Annotated in this window: 15 protein-coding genes; 4 read left to right on the top strand and 11 right to left on the bottom strand. The window is 70.6% G+C overall.

The annotated features are described in order from the left end of the window. Nucleotides 1–8 precede the first annotated feature (8 nt). From P9K36_RS19960 to P9K36_RS19935, 6 genes are all read right to left on the bottom strand, one after another. A complete protein-coding gene (locus tag P9K36_RS19960) occupies nt 9–1,409 on the bottom strand; it encodes a sigma-54 dependent transcriptional regulator (protein WP_043758779.1) in 1,401 nt (466 codons plus the stop codon). Continuing rightward, entirely contained in the window at nt 1,394–2,857 is a 1,464-nt protein-coding gene (locus tag P9K36_RS19955; protein ID WP_278305852.1) for an ATP-binding protein, read from the bottom strand. The genes P9K36_RS19960 and P9K36_RS19955 overlap by 16 nt, the downstream gene beginning before the upstream one ends. Nucleotides 2,858–3,447: 590 nt before the next feature. Beyond that, entirely contained in the window at nt 3,448–3,801 is a 354-nt protein-coding gene (locus tag P9K36_RS19950) for a hypothetical protein (protein WP_278305851.1), read from the bottom strand. Nucleotides 3,802–3,873: 72 nt separating this feature from the next. Beyond that, nucleotides 3,874–4,659, bottom strand: coding sequence for a YfdX family protein (locus P9K36_RS19945; RefSeq protein WP_182591793.1), 786 nt, complete (start codon nt 4,657–4,659; stop codon nt 3,874–3,876). A gap of 191 nt (nt 4,660–4,850) precedes the next feature. Further along, nucleotides 4,851–5,174, bottom strand: a complete 324-nt coding sequence (locus P9K36_RS19940; RefSeq protein WP_278305849.1) for a phosphotyrosine protein phosphatase — start codon at nt 5,172–5,174, stop codon at nt 4,851–4,853. Further along, nucleotides 5,171–6,148 carry an ATP-binding cassette domain-containing protein gene (locus P9K36_RS19935; protein ID WP_278305848.1) on the bottom strand — a complete coding sequence of 326 codons (978 nt, stop codon included), beginning with the start codon at nt 6,146–6,148 and terminating at the stop codon, nt 5,171–5,173. Before P9K36_RS19935 ends, P9K36_RS19940 begins: the two co-directional genes overlap by 4 nt. A gap of 509 nt (nt 6,149–6,657) precedes the next feature. Between P9K36_RS19935 and P9K36_RS19930 the strand changes: the two genes are divergently transcribed. Continuing rightward, nucleotides 6,658–6,999, top strand: coding sequence for an Hpt domain-containing protein (locus P9K36_RS19930; RefSeq protein ID WP_043354763.1), 342 nt, complete (start codon nt 6,658–6,660; stop codon nt 6,997–6,999). A gap of 21 nt (nt 7,000–7,020) precedes the next feature. On the opposite strand, the gene P9K36_RS19925 is transcribed toward P9K36_RS19930, so the two are convergent. The 5 genes from P9K36_RS19925 to P9K36_RS19905 all read right to left on the bottom strand — a co-directional run bounded on the left by P9K36_RS19925 (nt 7,021) and on the right by P9K36_RS19905 (nt 14,032). Continuing rightward, nucleotides 7,021–8,262 (bottom strand): PAS domain-containing sensor histidine kinase, encoded by a 1,242-nt coding sequence (locus tag P9K36_RS19925; RefSeq protein ID WP_053609494.1) that lies wholly within the window; start codon nt 8,260–8,262, stop codon nt 7,021–7,023. 265 nt (nt 8,263–8,527) lie between these two features. Beyond that, nucleotides 8,528–10,159, bottom strand: a complete 1,632-nt coding sequence (locus tag P9K36_RS19920; protein ID WP_043382852.1) for an AarF/UbiB family protein — start codon at nt 10,157–10,159, stop codon at nt 8,528–8,530. Between the two features lie 543 nt (nt 10,160–10,702). Then, on the bottom strand, nt 10,703–11,404 hold the full coding sequence (locus P9K36_RS19915; RefSeq protein WP_278305847.1) for a substrate-binding domain-containing protein: 702 nt from the start codon (nt 11,402–11,404) through the stop codon (nt 10,703–10,705). A gap of 134 nt (nt 11,405–11,538) precedes the next feature. Next, nucleotides 11,539–12,369 carry an NAD(P)-dependent oxidoreductase gene (locus P9K36_RS19910; protein ID WP_278305846.1) on the bottom strand — a complete coding sequence of 277 codons (831 nt, stop codon included), beginning with the start codon at nt 12,367–12,369 and terminating at the stop codon, nt 11,539–11,541. Nucleotides 12,370–12,724: 355 nt separating this feature from the next. Then, nucleotides 12,725–14,032 (bottom strand): alpha-hydroxy acid oxidase, encoded by a 1,308-nt coding sequence (locus P9K36_RS19905; RefSeq protein ID WP_278305845.1) that lies wholly within the window; start codon nt 14,030–14,032, stop codon nt 12,725–12,727. Nucleotides 14,033–14,255: 223 nt separating this feature from the next. Here P9K36_RS19905 and P9K36_RS19900 point away from each other — a divergent pair, with 223 nt between their 5' ends. From P9K36_RS19900 to P9K36_RS19890, 3 genes are all read left to right on the top strand, one after another. Next, complete coding sequence (locus tag P9K36_RS19900; protein ID WP_278305844.1) at nt 14,256–15,296, top strand: LacI family DNA-binding transcriptional regulator; 1,041 nt, start codon at nt 14,256–14,258, stop codon at nt 15,294–15,296. Nucleotides 15,297–15,382: 86 nt separating this feature from the next. Then, nucleotides 15,383–16,054, top strand: coding sequence for an aspartate/glutamate racemase family protein (locus P9K36_RS19895; RefSeq protein ID WP_278305843.1), 672 nt, complete (start codon nt 15,383–15,385; stop codon nt 16,052–16,054). A gap of 3 nt (nt 16,055–16,057) precedes the next feature. Beyond that, complete coding sequence (locus tag P9K36_RS19890) at nt 16,058–16,855, top strand: TIM barrel protein (RefSeq protein ID WP_278305842.1); 798 nt, start codon at nt 16,058–16,060, stop codon at nt 16,853–16,855. The last annotated feature ends 6 nt before the right edge of the window (nt 16,856–16,861 follow it).

The raw sequence follows: 16,861 nt of genomic DNA, 5'->3' as shown, positions 1-16,861 counted from the left end.
CAGAGGCGTCAGCTCGGGTCGATGTCCCGCGCAGCGTCCGGATTCCCGACAGCTTCTGTCGTCTCTTCCGACAGATCAGCCCCTGGCGCAGCGAGGCCATAGCGCTCGATCTTGGCGTAGAGGAGCTGCCGCTGGATGCCGAGGCGGCGGGCGGCGCGGGCGCGGTTGCCGTCGGCTTCGCGGAGCGCGGCGGCGATCATGGTCCGCTCCAGGCGGGCGACGGCGCCGGGCAGATCCCCGGCCAGCCAGCTGTCCGCCGTATCGCCGCCACGCCGGTCGGTCCGCATCGCCGGCAGGTCGATCGCCTCGGCCGCGATGGCGCCACCGCGCACCAGCATGGCCGCCCGCTCCACGACGTTGCGCAACTCCCGGACGTTGCCGGGCCATTCGTAGGCCAGCAGGCGCGAGGCGGCTCCACCGCTGAGGCGCTTGCCCGAGGGCACGAGGAAATGCTCGGCCAGGGGCACGATGTCGGCGAGGCGCTCACGCAGGGGCGGCAGGGTGATCGGCACGACGTTCAGCCGGTAGAACAGGTCGGCCCGGAACCGACCCTCGGCGACCAGCTGCGGCAGATCGCGATGCGTCGCCGCCACGAGGCGGACATCGACCCGGGTGGACCGACCCCCCAGCGGGGTCACGACGCAATCCTGGATCACCCGCAGGATCTTGGCCTGCATCGCCGCCGGCATGTCGCCGATCTCATCCAGGAACAGGGTGCCGCCCTCGGCCTCGTGGAAGGCGCCGGCGCGGTCCGCGATCGCGCCCGCGAAGGCCCCCCGGACATGGCCGAACAGCGCGCTCTCCAGGGCATCGGCCGGGATCGCCGCGCAGTTCACCGGGATGAACGGCCGCGCGCGGCGCCGCGAGAAGGCGTGCAGGGCCCGGGCGACCTCTTCCTTGCCGGTGCCGGTCTCGCCCTGGATCAGGATCGTCGACGCGCTGTCGGCGACGAGGCCGATGGTCTTCTGGATCTTCCGCATGCCCGCGCTCGATCCGATCAGAACCGGATGCTCCGGCGGCGGGGCGGCGCTGCCCGGATCGAACCGGGCCTCGCGCAGCATCGCGTCGAGCACCGCGGCGAGGTCCGCGCGGCCGATCGGCTTGGTGAGGTGGTCGTGCGCGCCGAGGCGCATCGCCTCGATGGTGTTGGCCGGGCTCGCGAAGGCGGTCAGCACCGTCACGGGCGGGGGCTCCGGCAGGGCACGGATCCGCTCCAGCGTGGCCATGCCGTCGAGGTCGCCGGGCATGCGCAGGTCGAGGAGCACCGCCGCCACCGGCCCCTCGTGCAGCCGCGCCAGCGCCTCCGAGCCGGACGCGACCGGGACCGGTGTATGTCCGAGATCGGTCACCGTCTCGGCGAGCCCGTCGCGCAGGGCTCTATCGTCGTCGACGATCAGGATGGTTGCCATGGCAGATCCAGGACAAAGGTGGTCTCGGGGGCGTCCGCGACCAGCCTGGCCTCGCCGCGATGCGCCAGGGCGATCTCGCGGACGATCGCGAGGCCGAGGCCGGTGCCGTCGGGCCGGCTGGTGACGAAGGGCTCGAACAGGCTGGCGCGAATCGCCGGATCGATGCCGGCGCCGGTATCGGCGACGCTGAGGCGCAGCCGCAAGGCGCCGTCGGCCGTGAGCCGTTCGGCCCCGAGGCGGATCCGGCCGCCCGGCGGCGCGTGCTGCAGGGCGTTTAGCAGCAGGTTGTCGAGGGCCCGGGCGATCTGCGCCCGGTCGAGATGCGGATGGTCCGTGGCGGGCAGTCCGTCGGCGGCGATCGCGATCCGAACGGAGCGCGCGTGCGCCAGATCCTCGTGCAGGTGCGCGCATTCCGCCAGGAGGGGCGCCACCGGCGTGGGAGTCCGGTTGAGCGCCCGCGCCTGCGTCAGGTTGAGGAGGTCGCGCAGCAAAGTGTCGACCCGGGCGATCTGGCCGAGCACCGTCTCGAGGGCGGAGGCGGCGCGGTGCGGATCGCCGCTGACCAGGGCGTTCTCGGCCTTCAGCCGCATCGCCGCGATGGGATTGCGGATCTCATGGGCGATGCTCGCTGCCAGCCGGCCGACCGCAGCCAAGCGCTCGGTCGCCACGATGCGGGATTGCGCCTCCCGCAGCCGACCGCCTGCGGCGTTGAGGGCGTCCACCAGCCGGTCGAGCTCCCGCTCGCCGGTGCGGTCGAGATGCGGCAGATCCTCGCCGTCCGGGCGCGGCGCTGCGAGTGCCGCTTCCAGGCGGGCGATCCGCCCGGAGAAGCCGTACAGGAACCAGCCCAGGAAGGCCGCCGATCCGAGCACGGTCGCGGCCAGGAAGCCGAGCCCGGCGAGGAAGCGCGTGTAGGTCGGGCCGTCGTTGACATGCGCCCGCGCCATCGCCCACGCGGTGAGGCCGGCCTCCGGCCCGTGAAGAGGGCAGGCCTGAAGCATCAGCACCTGGGTCCGGCTCGGCCGGCGGTCCGAGACCGCGTGGTCGACGCGCAGGGCCTGGGCGTTCAATGCCGCGATGGCGTCGTGCTCGGCCGCCGGAAGGTCGGTCTTCGGTCCGGTCCCCTCGTAGGTCGGATAGGCGTAGGCCACGGACTTGCCCGAGGCGCTCCAGATCCCGCCCTCGATGCCGGGGAAGCGCGCCAGCGCGGCGGACACGGTGCCGACGCGGTCGCCCTCTGTGATTCCGCGGCCGCGGGCGCGGACCAGGGCGGCGTAGCGGTCGATGATCTCGCGGCAGGCGCGCCCGACCGCGAGATCGGCCTGCGCCACCTGGACGCCGGTCGATTGATTGTACACGCCGAACATCAGGTAGGCGGTCGCAGCCGCGGAGGCGAGCAGCAGGACCCAGAGCGCGAGCAGCCGGGCGCGCAGGCTGTAGGCCGTCACGACGAAGTCCGACCGGGCATGGCGCTGGCTCCTGCGGCGGCGCCGTGCGCGCCCGGACCCATCCCTAAGCCAAGGCCCGGCCCGGTGACCACTCGAAGACCGCACGCGGGCCGCGATGCCGAGTGCCCCCGCGCGCGAGCCGTCCCGAGCCAGGCCCGGGACCGCCGGGAGAGGAGCACCGCGTCCGGTGTTCCTCTCGGTAGCAAGACAGTCAGTCGTCGACGGGAACGCGACCGCTCACTTGCGGTTCGTGATCAGGCTGTCGACGTTCTTGTTGGCTTCCTTATTCTCCTTCCGCTGCATCGCCACCTCGTGCTTGGTGTCCTTCATCGAAATCTCATCACGCTTGCCCTGGGGCATCTCCTTCGGGGCCGCCAGAGCGGGCGTGATAGACCAGATGCAAGCCAGGCAAAGAGCAGCGCGTGCCCTAGTCTTGAACATGATGCCTCCTCCATTCAATCGATAGCGAAGGACGTCTTGGTGATGTCGCTGGTTCCTCAAGCGTGGATCACGGACGTGCGATCCGTTGCGGCGTCCGTAGCAGCGTCGACCTGGCGCGTGCAGGCGGGCGTCGCGCGGATGCCGTCGTCTCAGGGCGGACCCGACGGGTTGACCGGCAGCGCGTCGCTTCCGAGCTGCAGGCAGGTCAGCATCGCCACGTAGGATGGGGCGCCGCCGATCTGGCTCTCCACGGCACAGGTCCGGCGCTCCGCCACGTCGAACGTGGCCCAGCGCCTGATCAGGGTGCGCCGCGCGGCAGCCTCGTCGGACAGGCAACCCCGGTAGCTTGCCCGATCGACGGCGCTGGATCCCGCCCGGTGCTCCGGCGCGCAGATCGCCCGGATATTGAAGTCCGGAACCCCCGACGCCCGCGCGGACGCCGTCAGGGTTCCGCCGAGGAGCAGTTCGAGTCCCAGGACGGCCGAGATCCAGAATCGCCGCACGCGACCCTCCCGTGTTCGTGCCGACCGGGCCGCGCCTGAGATCCATCGGGCGCGGCCGTCCTCAGCGGTCGGTCACTGGCCGGTCTTGGCACCCGCGGTCGTGCCGGTGGCCTGCGGCACGCCCTTGTCGGCCGCGGCGGCGGTCGCCTTCTGGGGCACCGCGACCGCATCGATGACGTCGAAGCGCATGTTGTCCTGGGCTGTCTTCAGAGCCGCATTCGCTTCGTAATACTTGCCCTGTCCGATCAGCGCCGCCGCCTGGTCGACATTTGCGATGGTCGTGTTCAGCGGCAGGACTGCCATCGTGAAATTGACGTCGACATGGGCGAGCTTGAGCTTCTCCAAGGCGCCTTTCTGGTCACCCTGTGCGAGGTTCTTGTTCGCCTCGGTCACCGCCGAGGCCTTGGTGGGCGTGGCCACGAAATCGTCGCCCAAGGTCAGCTGCGCGTCGACAGGCACCCAGGCGACCTGCTCCTTGGAAGCCGGCTTGGCTCCGGCCTTGTCCCCCGGCGCGGTCGCCTTGTGAGCGGCCATGTCGGCCGGCGACTTGAGCTCGGCCTCGGCCTTGGTGAACACCGCGTCGTCGGACTTGGCCTTCGCGAAGGCCGCCTGAGCCTTGGCGATCATGTCCTTGGCCTGGCCGGGATTGGCCTCGAAGATCGCGAGGCGGGTAAGCTGGAGATCCCTGAAGCCCTGCGCGCCGTCCTTCGAGAGCTTGCCGACATCCTTGTCGATCGCGGTCTGGCTCGCGCTGACCTGCGTGCCGTTGTGCTGGGCCGCCTGCTCCGCCGCGTAGGCCGTTCCGCCGACGATTGTGGTGAGCACGAGGGCCGCAACCATGGATTTATGGTAGGACATAATGAAATATCCCTCTATTGCCGGAGACAAGGCCTTCATCTGCATTGGCCTTATTCATTCCGTGTTCAGATAATAGACCGGCGATGATTTGGTGGCATGTCCGCAAGATTAAAAAACGGCAATGCGGCTGCCGGCATCGGACGGCGATGGCGATCCCTCGGCGGCGTCGCGGGTTCCTCCGCGGCGCGCGCTCAGCGCGGCAGGAAGCGGCCCGCGCGCGCTTCCAGCAGGCGGACCAACGCGGGCGCCATGAACGCGTAGGCGTCGGGGATATCGAGGCAGACGAGGCGGACCCCGCGCAGATGTGCCCCGAAGGGCCGCATCAGCTTGCGCCGGTGCGCGGGCTCCATGACGACGACGATCTCGGCCCAGGCAAGATGGTCGACGTCCACCGGCTCGTCGGCGTCGGGCGACACGCCGGCGCTGGCCGTCTCGATCCCAGGGACGCGCGCGAAGATCTGCTCTGCAGTCGGGCTGCGGGCGCGCGCCCGGCCACAGACGAACAGGATCCTCACACGCCCTCCGCCAGGACGGATTGCCGCTCGAACAGGGCCCGATACGCCCCGTTCGGGCGACGCTTCAGGGTGGCGTGGGGGCCGTCCTCGACGATGCGGCCGCGGTCGAAGACGAGGATGCGGTCGAGGGCCCGCACCGTCGACAGCCGATGGGCGATGACGATGGCGGTGCGCCCGCGCATCAGTCGGATCATGGCCTCCTGCACCAGCGCCTCGGATACCAAATCCAAACTCGAGGTCGCCTCGTCGAGGATCAGGATCGGCGCATCCGCCAGGAAGGCGCGGGTGAGCGCCACGCGCTGGCGCTCGCCGCCCGAGAGCTTGACCCCGCGCTCGCCTGCCAGCGTGGCGTAGCCCTTGGGCAGCCGCCCGATGAAGGCGTGCGCGTTCGCGAGATGCGCCGCCCGCTCGATCTCCTGCGCCGAGGTGCCGGGGCGGGCATAGGCGATGTTCTCGGCCAGGGAGCGGTGGAACAGCACCGGTTCCTGGGGCACGATGGCGACCTGAGCCCGCAGGCTCGCTTGGCTCGCCGACGCCACGTCCTGTCCGTCGATCGCCCACATGCCGCGGGAGATCTTCCGGACCGTGGAGCCCGAGAAGGTGTTGGCGTGCCACTCCGGGGAGAAGCGCTGGACCCGGCCGAAGCCGTTGCGGACGATGTCGCTCATGGTGTGCAGCGAGAGCGGCACCACCAGGCTCCACGCGACGTGCCGCAGCACCGCGGTGGCGAGGCCGAGCCCGGTCATCGCCAGGAAGGCGGGCCACGCCGCCTCCAGTGCTGCGCGGCGCTCGCTTCCGGAAAGGGCATCGACCAAGCGGCCGGCGTAGAGCGGCAGCAACACTTCCGCCAGGGTGGCGAGCGTGATCGCGCCGGTGAGATCGGCGACGAGGGGCCAGCGCCTGTGCCAGCTGCGGACGACGAAGGCCAGGACGCGACGGACCGCGTCCGCCTGCCGGGGCGAGGACAGAGACATGCATGTGCCCGACGCGGGCAGGCGTCGGCTCCGAGCGACGCGGGCGCACCCTCGCGAAGGATGCGCGCCGGCGAAATGAGACGGTCGTGTATTCAGGAGCGCCGGGCAGCGTGGCCGGGCGAAAGCCGGAAGCGGCTAGCCGACCCGCACGGGGGCGCGGTCAAGTCCTGCGGGGAGGACGGCAAACACAGCACTCATGCAGCTCCCTCCCGATGCCAGCGCGACAGTCTCCCGAGGCTAGGAGAGCCCGAACTGATTCGCAACGCGCGGCGCACGGTCGTGCCAATGTGGGTTGCGCCGCGCCCGGAGCGCTTCTCAGTCGACTGGGCGGCCGCCTCGCGCCGACCGGCGCGCCGGGACCCGTCCCGATGAGGGCGCCAACCGGTCACGCTTTGTTGAAAAGCTGACGCAGGCCGGTGTAAACATGTCTGTGCAAGTCTGGCCTCTGGCCAACGACCTGGTTGCGCGCTTCTTGATTGCTGCGACGCATCCGCAATTGGAGACGGACGGTGTCGCACTCCCTGGTGGACCGGGACGCGCTCGATGAACTCACGGCCGTCATCGGCGCGGAGAAGCTCGTCGGCCTCCTCGACCGGTTCGTCGTCAGTCTCACCACCGCCTTCGAGGGGCCGGATCGCGCCAATGACGATTACGGCCGCGAGGCGCATACGCTGGTCTCGATGTCGGGCATGCTCGGCTGCGCCGAGCTGTCCCGGGCCTGCCGCGGCCTCGAGGAATCCGCCAAGGCCGGCGACGATCTGACAGGATCGCTGATCGACCTCAGAACCCTGCGCGACCGGACGATCGCGGCCCTCCGGGACCTGCGGGCGCAGACCCGGCTCAGCGCCTAGCGCCGGGCACCAAAGTCCGGATCAGGCCGCCATCACGGCGTCGAGGGGCGCCTCGAAGGTCAGCACCGCGCCCTCGCGGGGATAGCTCAGGTGGGCGGTCCCGCCGAAGCTGTGGGCGAGGCTGCGGGCGATGAGCCGGGTGCCGAAGCCCGTCCGGGTCGGAGGCGTGACGGGCGGTCCGCCGCTCTCCTCCCACCGGAACCGGAGCGTCTGTCCGCCCGCCGCCTCCGCGACGTTCCAGGTGATGCGGACCCAGCCTGCGGCCACCGACAGCGCGCCGTACTTGGCCGCGTTGGTCCCGAGCTCGTGCAGCATCAGCGCCAGGGTCATGCCGTGCCGCGGGCCGAGCGTCAGATCGGGGCCGGCGATGCGGAAGCGGCCCGCCACGCCGTCCCCGTGGAGGGACACGGCCCCCTCGACCAGGCCCGTCAATGAAGCCCGGGCGAAGGAGCCCTGCAGCAGGACGTCGTGGGCCTTGGCCAGGGCCAGAAGCCGCGCGGCCAAGGCCTCGCCGGCCGCCTCCAGCGAGGGCGCGTTGCGCATCGTCTGCGTGGCAACGGCCTGGACCATGGCCATCGTGTTCTTCATCCGATGGGCGAGTTCCTGCATCAGCAGCGTCTGGTTCGCCTCGGTCAGCTTCAACTCGGTGATATCGCGTGACACGGCCAGGATGCGCTCGGGCCGGTCCGGTGCCGCGCCGATCGGCGTGACGGCCACGTCCCACCACCGGATCGTGCCGCCGGTCTCCGACTGGGCCTGAAACCGGCTCGGGCGTCCGATCCGCGCCCGGTCCAGGGCCGCGGCCACGGCCTCCCGATCCTCGGCGCGCGTCCAGGCCTCGATCCAGGGCCGGCCGATCGCCTCCGCTTCGTCCGCGGCGGCGGACAGGGCCGGGCCGTCCTCGCTGGCGGTGATCAGGCACCCGTCACGATCCAGCAGTTCCAGGAAATCGTTTGTGGCTTGCTGTGACCCCGACGGGAGCAGCCGGTCGGTGGCGCGTGGTGCCATCGCCGAGCCGAGCCCGGAAGATCCCCGGAATGTCGGCCTGTGCGGCGTCGCAATCCATTCGGCCGCCAGGCGCCCGGCTTCGACACGGCTCGCCGCTTCGACGATCCGACCGAGCCGCCGGCTCCTCTGCCGTTCCCGGTCCGCCTGCGTTGTGGCCTGGGAGAGCAAGTGGCGCAGGCGGATGTTCTCCGCTTCGAGCGTCTCGACGTGGCACTCCACCCCGTCGATCCGCGGCCGTACGATGTCCGCATCCATCGCCCGCCTTCCCCCCTCGTCGTCGCGACGGGGCGCCCGTGCAAGGCGCACCGCCGGAGGTCTCCCGATCACGCGGCGCGGCGACGCGAAGTCGGAGCCTGAGCGGCACTGGCGGTCTGAACCGCTTCTGGTGCCGTCTGGCCACTCGCAGCCAAGCGAATCGCTGGACGTGTCACGCTAGCATGGCGCGCGGGATAATCAAACGAGTACGGTATTCGGTCGCAGGTGAGACGGTTTTGATCGCCGAGTGCAGGCGCGAAGACGGTTACTTATTTCGCATCAGCAGCACGAGCCAGCCGATCCCCAGGATGAAAATAATTAATCCGATCGAGACGAAGACGGGGGTGCCGAGGTCGATCAGCCGGGGCGCGAGCTGGGTGGCGAAGGCCGCCACCACCAGGGCCACGGCGACCCGCGCGGCGGCGCGCTCGATGCCGCGGGTGACCTTGTCGAGGCCCTTCACCTCGATCTCGACGGTGACGCGCCCCTGCTTGAGGCGCACCAGCATCAGGTGGATCAGGGTCGGCAGCTCCGAGGCGGCGCCATACAGACCCACGCCCAGAGCCTCGGCCTTCTGCTTGAGGGCCGAGAGCGAGAACTGCGTCTGCATGCTGGCGCGCACCGTGGGACCGGCGGCGGCGAACAGGTCGAAGTTCGGGTCGAGGTGGCGCATCACGCCGTCGGCGGTCACCAGCCCCTTGAACAGGATGGCGAGGTCGGTGGGCATGGCGAGGTCGTTCTCGCGGGCCATGTTCATGAAGTCGGTGAGCACCAGTCCGAGATTCAGCGGAATTGATGAGTGGCTCTCCACGAAGGACTGGGCCGAGACCTGGAGGCGGGTCAGGTCCGGGTTGCTGGTGCCGGTCCAGTCGAGGAGCACGGCCATGAGGCCGTCGGCATCCTGCTTGAGCATGGCGCCGATCAGCACGAGCAGCTGCGAGCGCCGCCGCTGCGACAGCCGGCCGATGATGCCGAAATCGATGAAGCCGATCTTGTTGCCGGGCAGGGCCAGCATATTGCCGGGGTGCGGATCGGCGTGGAACACGCCCTCGATCAGTGCCATCTGCAGGAACGCGTCGGTGCCCTTCTGGGCGAGCAGCTTCTTGTCGATGCCCGCCGCGCGCAGGGCCGCCTCGTCGTTGGGCGGGATGCCGTGGATGAAGTCCTGCACCAGCACGCGCTCGGAGCAGTATTCCCAGTGGATCTTCGGGAAGACGATGTCGTCGCGGTCCTCGAAGATCTGGGCCAGCAGCTCGCAGTTGCGGGCCTCGTTCAAGAGATCGAGCTCGCCGTTCAGCCCGTCGGCCAAATGGCGCATCTGCTCCCGCGGCTGGTAGCGGGCCATGTCGGGCCACTCGTTCTCGACGATGCGGGCGCCGTGCGCCATCAGACGCAGGTCCGCCTCGATGATCTTGCGCAGGTTCGGTCGCAGCACCTTGACGATCACGTCCTCGCCGGAGTGCAGCCGCGCCCGGTAGACCTGGGCGATCGAGGCCGAGGCGATGGGGTTGGTGTCGAACTCGGCGAAGACCTCGAAGGGCGAGCCGCCGAGATCGAGTTCGAGCTGCGGGCCGATCTGCTCCCACGTCACCGGGACGACCTGGCTGTGGAGCTTCTGCAGTTCCTCGGTCCAGGCCGGCGACAGGAGATCCGGCCGGCTGGCGAGGACCTGCCCGAACTTGATGAAGGTCGGCCCGAGCGCCTCGATCGCCCGGCGCAGCCGCTCGGGCTCGGACAGGCGGGTGACGTCGACCCGGGGCTGACGGCGCGGCACCAGCGGCAGGTAGCGCAGGCCGAGCCGGTCCACGACGCGGGTGACGCCGAAGCCGATCAGGATCGTGGCGATCTCGGACAGCCGCTGACGGTCGCGGGCGGCAACGAAGGCTGTCTTCAGCATGAGTGGGGCGATCCGGTCGGACGGGATTGGGCGTCCGGACAGCACGAGCATAAGGACTTTTTTGCGGTCGCGAACCCCGGGAAGCCCGTCGCGGCCGAGAGAGCCGTCGCCGCAGGCGTCAGGCGGGGGCGCGTTCCCGAACCTGCCGCCCGTGCCGGATGCGGACGATCAGGAGAGCCGCGCCGTCCGCGACAGGGTCGATCCCGTGCGCGTGCGAGTGGGGGCGCACGGGCGGTCCGACGTCCCACTGTCCAGGCGCCGTTCGGGGATGGGATGCCGGCATCCGGAACGCGTCGAACAGGCCGTCGCGGTGGCGCCCGCCGCGCAGGCCTCGGCGACGCTGTCCTGATCGCGTCGGACCGGGTCGCGCGCGCAGTCACTCGCATGCCTTTCGCGGCCCGTATCGGCTGCGCTTCGGTTCCAGGCTCCATGGCCTCGGGATGGCCCCGGGCAGCGAGACGTTCATCCGGCCCCCCTGCGCTCCGGGGCAGGGTGTGCCGACAATGATCAAGAGCTTGACCGGATCCGGCCGCGTCGTGTGTTTCAGAAGGCGGGCTCCAGCCCGCTCGCCCGGTACGCCGCAGCCGCCGCCGGCGTCGTCAGGCCGGCCAGGAACCGGGCGGCGCCGGCCCGGTCGGTCGCATCGCGCAGGATCGCGGCCGCGAAGGTCGTCACCTCCTGCACCGGCTCGGGGAAGGGGCCGACCACCACGATCCCCGGCACCACCATCAGCTCGCTGATCTGCTGGACCGCGATGTCCGCCTCACCGGAGACGAGCTTCTCGGCGGTGAACCCCTGCGGGATGATGGTCGCCCGAGCGTTGACCGCGTCGGCGAGGCCGAGCCGCGGCAGCAGGCCGGCGAAGTAGATCCCGCTGGCCCCCGCACGGGAATAAGCCACGGACCGCGCCTCCACGAGGGTGCGTTTCAGCGCCTCGACGCTCGTGATGTCCGGATGAGGAGCGCCCGCCTTGACGGCGATGCCGTAACGCGAGCGCACGACATCGACCCGACTCTCCGGCTCCACGCGGCCTTCCGCGATCAGCCGGTCCATGGCGTCCGACAGAACCACCACCGCGTCGGCCGCCTCACCCTCGGCGAGCGCCTTCATGATCACGGTGGTCGGCGCCCAGTGGATCGCCGTCCGGCCACCCGCAGCCTCGCAGGCCGGGATGACATGCGCGTCGAAGGCGCCGCGCACCACCAGGGCGCATTTCAGCCGTGTCACCGTCTGCGCGTCTGCCATGTCGTGTTCCATCGGGTTGCGTGGGCGACTGTCGATCCATCGATCGGATGGCCGCTCCCGGACGCTCCGCGCCCGGACTTCATCAGGATGCGGCGTCCGGATGGGCGTGCCGTCGCCCGGAAGCCTGGGCGCCGTCACCGTGGTGGCGCCGCCCGTGAATAATCGATCCCCGCGAACCCGCCACCCTGGTAGCGCTCGACCACCGGGTCGCCGCTGGTCTTGCCTTCCAGGGCCGCGGCGTAGGAATCCGCGCTGTCTTGCGGGGTCCAGCCGATCACGGCGCGCCCGTCCCGCCGCCACCATGTCATGCGGCTGTTGTTGGACGCGGCCCAGATCACCACCGAACCGGCCGGTCCGAGGCTCGGCGCCAGGGTGGCGCGGGCGATCAGCCGGGTCAGGTCGGCGTAGGACAGCCAGGTCGCCAGCATCCTGGCGTCTGTGGGCTCCGGGAAGCACGAGCCGATCCGCAGGAAGACGCTCTCCACCCCGTGCTTGTCGCGGTAGAGGCCGCCCATCAGCTCGCCGTAGGCCTTGGACAGGCCGTAGAAGCCGTCCGGCGCGAGACTGCAATCGTCGTCCAGCACCGCGGAGCGCGGGTGGAACCCGATGGCGTGGTTCGAGGAGGCGAAGATCATCCGCGCGCCCTCGCGGCGGGCCGCCTCGTAGACGTGGTAGAGGCCGCGGATATTGGGGCCGATCACCGTCTCGAACGGATGCTCCACCGAGATCCCCCCAAAGTGGAGGATCGTGCCGCAGCCCTCGGCCAGCCGCAGGATCGCCGGCCCGTCTTCCAGGTCGGCAAGCTGGAAGCGCGCCCCCGCGGGCAGGGAGTCGGGGAAGGGGGCGCGGTCGGTAAGCCGGAGGGCCCACCCCTGTTCGCCGAGGGCGCGGGTCAGCACGCGCCCGAGCGCGCCCGAAGCTCCGGTCAGGAGGACGGGTTTCTGCGGGACGGTCTCGGTGGTCATGGGATGCGGCTCCGGAGAGCGCTCTCGGCCGACGGTGTCCCCGGTGCGGCGTGGGAGAACGCGCGATCGATAGGGATAGACAGCTGCGCGCGGTGGCGGGGCCACGATACACGGCAGCGATCCTGTTCTCACCTCGCGACGCGCAGCGCCCCTCTCCCGTGCGGGAAAGCAGATCCGCGCGCCGCTCGGAGCCCGTCCGGTCACGCGGCCCGTTCGGAGCGGACCGTGTCCCGGATGTAGGGTTTTGTCCCGCACGCCGTGACGGTCGGCTGCAATCGGGTACGGCGATGCGAGCGGCGAGGGTGGCGGTGAGCCCCGCGGCTGCACGACGCTCATGGCCAACGGCGCCCCTGCCTCAGCCCCGCCGCGGGACGCGGCGGAGGAAATCGGGGTTGAGCTCCGACAGGCGGTTCACGCCGATCAGCGCCATGTCGCGGTCGAGCTCCTCCTTGAGGATCCGCATGGCGAGTTCGACGCCCGCCACCCCGCCCAGCGCCGCGGCGAACATGAAGGGCCGGCCGAGCAGGACGAAGTCGGCGCCGAGCGCCAGGGCCTTCATCACGTCGGTGCCCCGGCGGATGCCGCTGTCGACGATGATCTTCAGGCCGCCTTTCCGGGCGGCGATCTCCGGCAGCACGTCGAGGGGGGCTACGGCGTAGTCGAGCTGGCGGCCGCCATGGGTCGAGAGGATCACGCCGTCGACGCCGCACGACCGGGCGATCTCGACATCCTCCGGCGCCAGGAGCCCCTTCACCAGCAGGTTGCCGGACCAGCGCTTGCGGATCGCCTCCAGGTTCTTCCACGAGAGCTGGTCGCGGGCGATGGTGTTGCGCACCGCCCCCTGCGACATCATCGGCGGTCCGCGCGTCGCCTCGGTGTTCTCGAAATGCGGCGCCCCGTGCTGAAGGAAGGTCCGGGCGACGGTGCCCAGGAGCCAGCGCGGGTGCGTGGCGCTCTGCCACGCCACCTTGGGCGTCACCTTGATCGGCATGGAGAAGCCGCTGCGGGTGTTGTGCTCCCGGTTGCCCAGCGTCGGCGTATCGGCGGTGACCACGAAGGTCCGGTAGCCCGTGGCCTCGACCCGGTCGAGCAGACGGTCGATCCGGTTCTGATCCCCCGGCAGGTAGCCCTGGAACCAAGCCTGCGGGTTCTGGGCGTACACGTCCTCCAGCTTGATCAGCGAGGACGCGCTCAGACACATCGGCAGGTTCATCCGCCGCGCCGCCTCGGCCAGGACGAGGTCGCCCCGGTAGGCGATGAAGGCGGCGCCACCCAGCGGACCGATGCCGAAGGGCGCCGCGTAGGTCTGGCCGAACAGCGTCGTGGCGGTGTCGCGCCCAGAGGTGTCCCGCATCAGCCGGGGCAGAAGGGCGTAATCGGCATAGGCACCGCGGCTCTGCGCCAGGGCCGATCCGGTCTCGACCCCGCCGGCCACGTATTGAAAGATCATCGGCGGCAGGCGTTTGCGTGCGTGCCGCTCGAAATCGTCGAGGGCCAGCAGGTCGCGGAACCGGTAGGGCGTGGCCGCGTCGCTGCGCTTCAGGCTGGTGACGATCGCCTGCGGGGCGGCGATGCCCGCCGCCGTCGCGTCGGCGCCGCCGATGGTTGGCGCCGCGCGCTCGGGCGTTCTTAACTCGGACGCTGGCCGGTCGAGCGTCGCCATCGGATCCTCCTCCGGGCCGCCCCGATACACGGCTGTCTTGAAAGCGCTTTCAGATAGTCAGGAGGCAAGAGGGGTGTCAATATACTGCCGGTTTGCGGGTCCGGCCGCGTCACGCATCGACGCGATGCGGATATGCCGTCGATCCGGGACGATGCGCATCGCGCTGACCGTCGATGCTGGCTGAGGGAAGCAGACGATTTCGACGCGGGAGCTGACCGGGGCTTTGCCTGGAGACATTCTCGACCCGCCATCCCGGGGCCCGGTGGCGCGGGATGTCGCCCGCCGCGCCGGTGTTTCCACTGCCACCGTCTCCCGGGTGCTCAACGGCTTCGCCGGGGTCCGGGCCGACAAGCGGGAGGCCGTGATACGCGCCGCGCAGGACCTCGGCTTCGTCGCCAACGGGGCGGCCCGGGCGCTCTCGACGCGCCGGTTCATGGCGGTCGGCGCCGTCGTGCCCAACATCGAGAACGAAGCCTTCGTGCGTGTCCTGTCGAGCTTCCAGGACCGGCTGCGGCAGGCGGGCTACACCCTGGTCGCCGCCAATGCCGGCTACGACCTGGAGGACGAGTTGCGGGAGGCGACCTTCCTGCTGGAGCGCGGCGTCGACGGGCTGATGCTGGTCGGCGACATCCACCATCCGGACCTCCATGCCCGGATTGCCCGCGCCGGGATCCCGATGGTGCAGACCTTCAGCCTGTCCCGGGAGCGCCCCTGCGTGGGCTTCGACAACGCCGCCCCGGCGGCCCGGGCGGCCAACTACCTGATGGATCTCGGGCATCGCCGGATCGGGGTGATCTCGGGCTTGCGCAAGGACAACGATCGCGGCGGCGCCCGGGTGACGGGCATCGCGGCGGCGCTCGCTGCCCGCGGCCTCGGTCTCGCACCGGAGCACGACATCGAGATCTCCTACGGGATCGGCGGCGGCCGCGACGGATTCCGCCAGATGCTGGCCGGCGGAGAGCCGCCGACCGCGATCATCTGCGGCACCGACCAGATCGCCTTTGGGGCGATGATCGAGGCCCGGGCGCGGGGGCTCTCCATCCCCGGAGACCTGTCGGTGATCGGCCACAACGATTCCGACTTCGCGCCCTTCCTGGACCCGCCGCTCACGACGATCCGCATCCACTCCGCCGAGATCGGGCACGCCGCCGGCGACCACCTGATCGCTCGGATCCAGGGCAAGCCGGTGGTGCGCCTCACCGAGATCGACGCCGCGTTGATCCTGCGCGCCAGCACCGCTCCGCCCGGGCGTCGCGGAACCTGACCTGCGCTATCTTGCTACCCATTTGAAATCGCTTACAACACCACGACCGGCCGCGGGCCGGCGCTTCGACCAGCCCGGGACACGGCATGGCTCCCCGCATCGTTCTCCTGCACGCGACACCGGTCGCCATGGCACCGATCCAGACCGCCTTCGCGGAGAACTGGCCGGAGGCCGAGACGGTCAATCTGCTCGACGATGGTCTCTCGCTGGATCGGGCGAAGGAGCCGGCCGCGATCTCGGAGGCCATGATCGAGCGCTTCGTGCGGTTCGGCCGCTACGGCCACGACATGGGCGCCGACGGCATCCTGATCACCTGCTCGGCTTTCGGGCCGGCCATCGACCGGCTGATGGAGGCCGTGCCGGTGCCGGTGCTCAAGCCGAACGAGGCGATGTTCCGTGCCGCCATCGCCCGGGGCGAGCGCATCGGCATGCTGGCGACCTTCGGCCCCTCGGTCGGCACGATGACGGACGAGTTCGAGGAATTCGTTGCCGAGACCGGACGTCCGGCGAGCCTGCGGACGATCCTGGTGGACGACGCGATGGCGCGTCTGCGCGCCGGTGACTCCGAGACCCACAACCGTCTGGTCGCCGAGCGGGCACCGGAGCTTGCCGATTGCGACGCGCTCATGCTGGCGCATTTCTCCACCTCCCGGGCGGCCGAGGCGGTGCGCAAGGCCGTGGACGTCCCGGTCCTGACCGCGCCCCATGCCGCGGTGGACCGGATGCGGGCGATGGTCGAGACCGGCGGGAGCGCCTGAACCATGAAGCTCGGTGCCTTCCAGGACCGTCTCAGCGGCCATTGCGGTTTCCTGTTCACGGAGCTGCCGCTCTCCGAACGCTTCGCGGCGGCGGCCCGGGCGGGGTTCCGTGCCGTCGAGCATCCCAACCTGTTCGCGACGCCGGCCCGGGAGGTCGCGGACTGGCTGGAGCGGGCGGGCGTGCCGCTGGTCCAGACCGGCTTCCCGGCGGGGGACGCCGCCAAGGGCGAGAAGGGCTTCGCGGCGCTGCCCGACCGGGTCGCGTACTACCGCTCCACCATCGAGCCGACCCTCGACTACGTCGCGCAGATCGGCTGCCGGATGGTCCACCCGATGGCGGGCGTCCGTCCCGCGGGGGTCGAGCGGGCGCGGCTCTGGGACACCTACCTCGACAACCTCGCCTTCGCGGCCGATGCCGCCGGGGCGCGCGGCATGACGGTGATCGTGGAGCCGATCGGCCCCGGCTCGATCGCCGACTACGTGATCGACGACCCGCTGGTGGCGGTCGAGGCGATCCGGGCGATCGGCCGCGACAACGTCAAGCTGCTGTTCGACGCCTATCACTGCGCCTGCCTGGGCCACGATCCGGCGGCGCTGATCCGGGCGCACGCGCCGCTCATCGCCCATGTCCAGATCGCCGACGATCCCGGGCGGCACGAGCCCGGGACCGGCACGATCGCCTTCGACCCGATCTTCGCCGCGCTGGAGGCGGTCGGCTATTCCGGCTTCGTCGGCTGCGAGTACCACCCCGCCGCCGGCACCGAGGCGGGGCTCGGCTGGATGCGGGCGGCGGCGGTCTAGGGTTCG

It is taken from the genome of Methylobacterium sp. 391_Methyba4, assembly GCF_029691625.1.
In the GTDB taxonomy this organism is placed as follows: domain Bacteria; phylum Pseudomonadota; class Alphaproteobacteria; order Rhizobiales; family Beijerinckiaceae; genus Methylobacterium; species Methylobacterium fujisawaense.
Note: the sequence above shows the minus strand (reverse complement) of the source record. Positions and strands in the feature narration are given on the sequence as shown.

Bases quoted from the DNA above. Each gene is read 5' to 3' on its own strand.
- P9K36_RS19960 (WP_043758779.1), bottom strand. From the start codon at position 1,409: ATGGCAACCATCCTGATCGTCGACGACGATAGAGCCCTGCGCGACGGG.
- P9K36_RS19945 (WP_182591793.1), bottom strand. From the start codon at position 4,659: ATGTCCTACCATAAATCCATGGTTGCGGCCCTCGTGCTCACCACAATC.
- P9K36_RS19935 (WP_278305848.1), bottom strand. From the start codon at position 6,148: ATGTCTCTGTCCTCGCCCCGGCAGGCGGACGCGGTCCGTCGCGTCCTG.
- P9K36_RS19925 (WP_053609494.1), bottom strand. From the start codon at position 8,262: ATGGATGCGGACATCGTACGGCCGCGGATCGACGGGGTGGAGTGCCAC.
- P9K36_RS19920 (WP_043382852.1), bottom strand. From the start codon at position 10,159: ATGCTGAAGACAGCCTTCGTTGCCGCCCGCGACCGTCAGCGGCTGTCC.
- P9K36_RS19915 (WP_278305847.1), bottom strand. From the start codon at position 11,404: ATGGCAGACGCGCAGACGGTGACACGGCTGAAATGCGCCCTGGTGGTG.
- P9K36_RS19910 (WP_278305846.1), bottom strand. From the start codon at position 12,369: ATGACCACCGAGACCGTCCCGCAGAAACCCGTCCTCCTGACCGGAGCT.
- P9K36_RS19905 (WP_278305845.1), bottom strand. From the start codon at position 14,032: ATGGCGACGCTCGACCGGCCAGCGTCCGAGTTAAGAACGCCCGAGCGC.
- P9K36_RS19895 (WP_278305843.1), top strand. From the start codon at position 15,383: ATGGCTCCCCGCATCGTTCTCCTGCACGCGACACCGGTCGCCATGGCA.
- P9K36_RS19890 (WP_278305842.1), top strand. From the start codon at position 16,058: ATGAAGCTCGGTGCCTTCCAGGACCGTCTCAGCGGCCATTGCGGTTTC.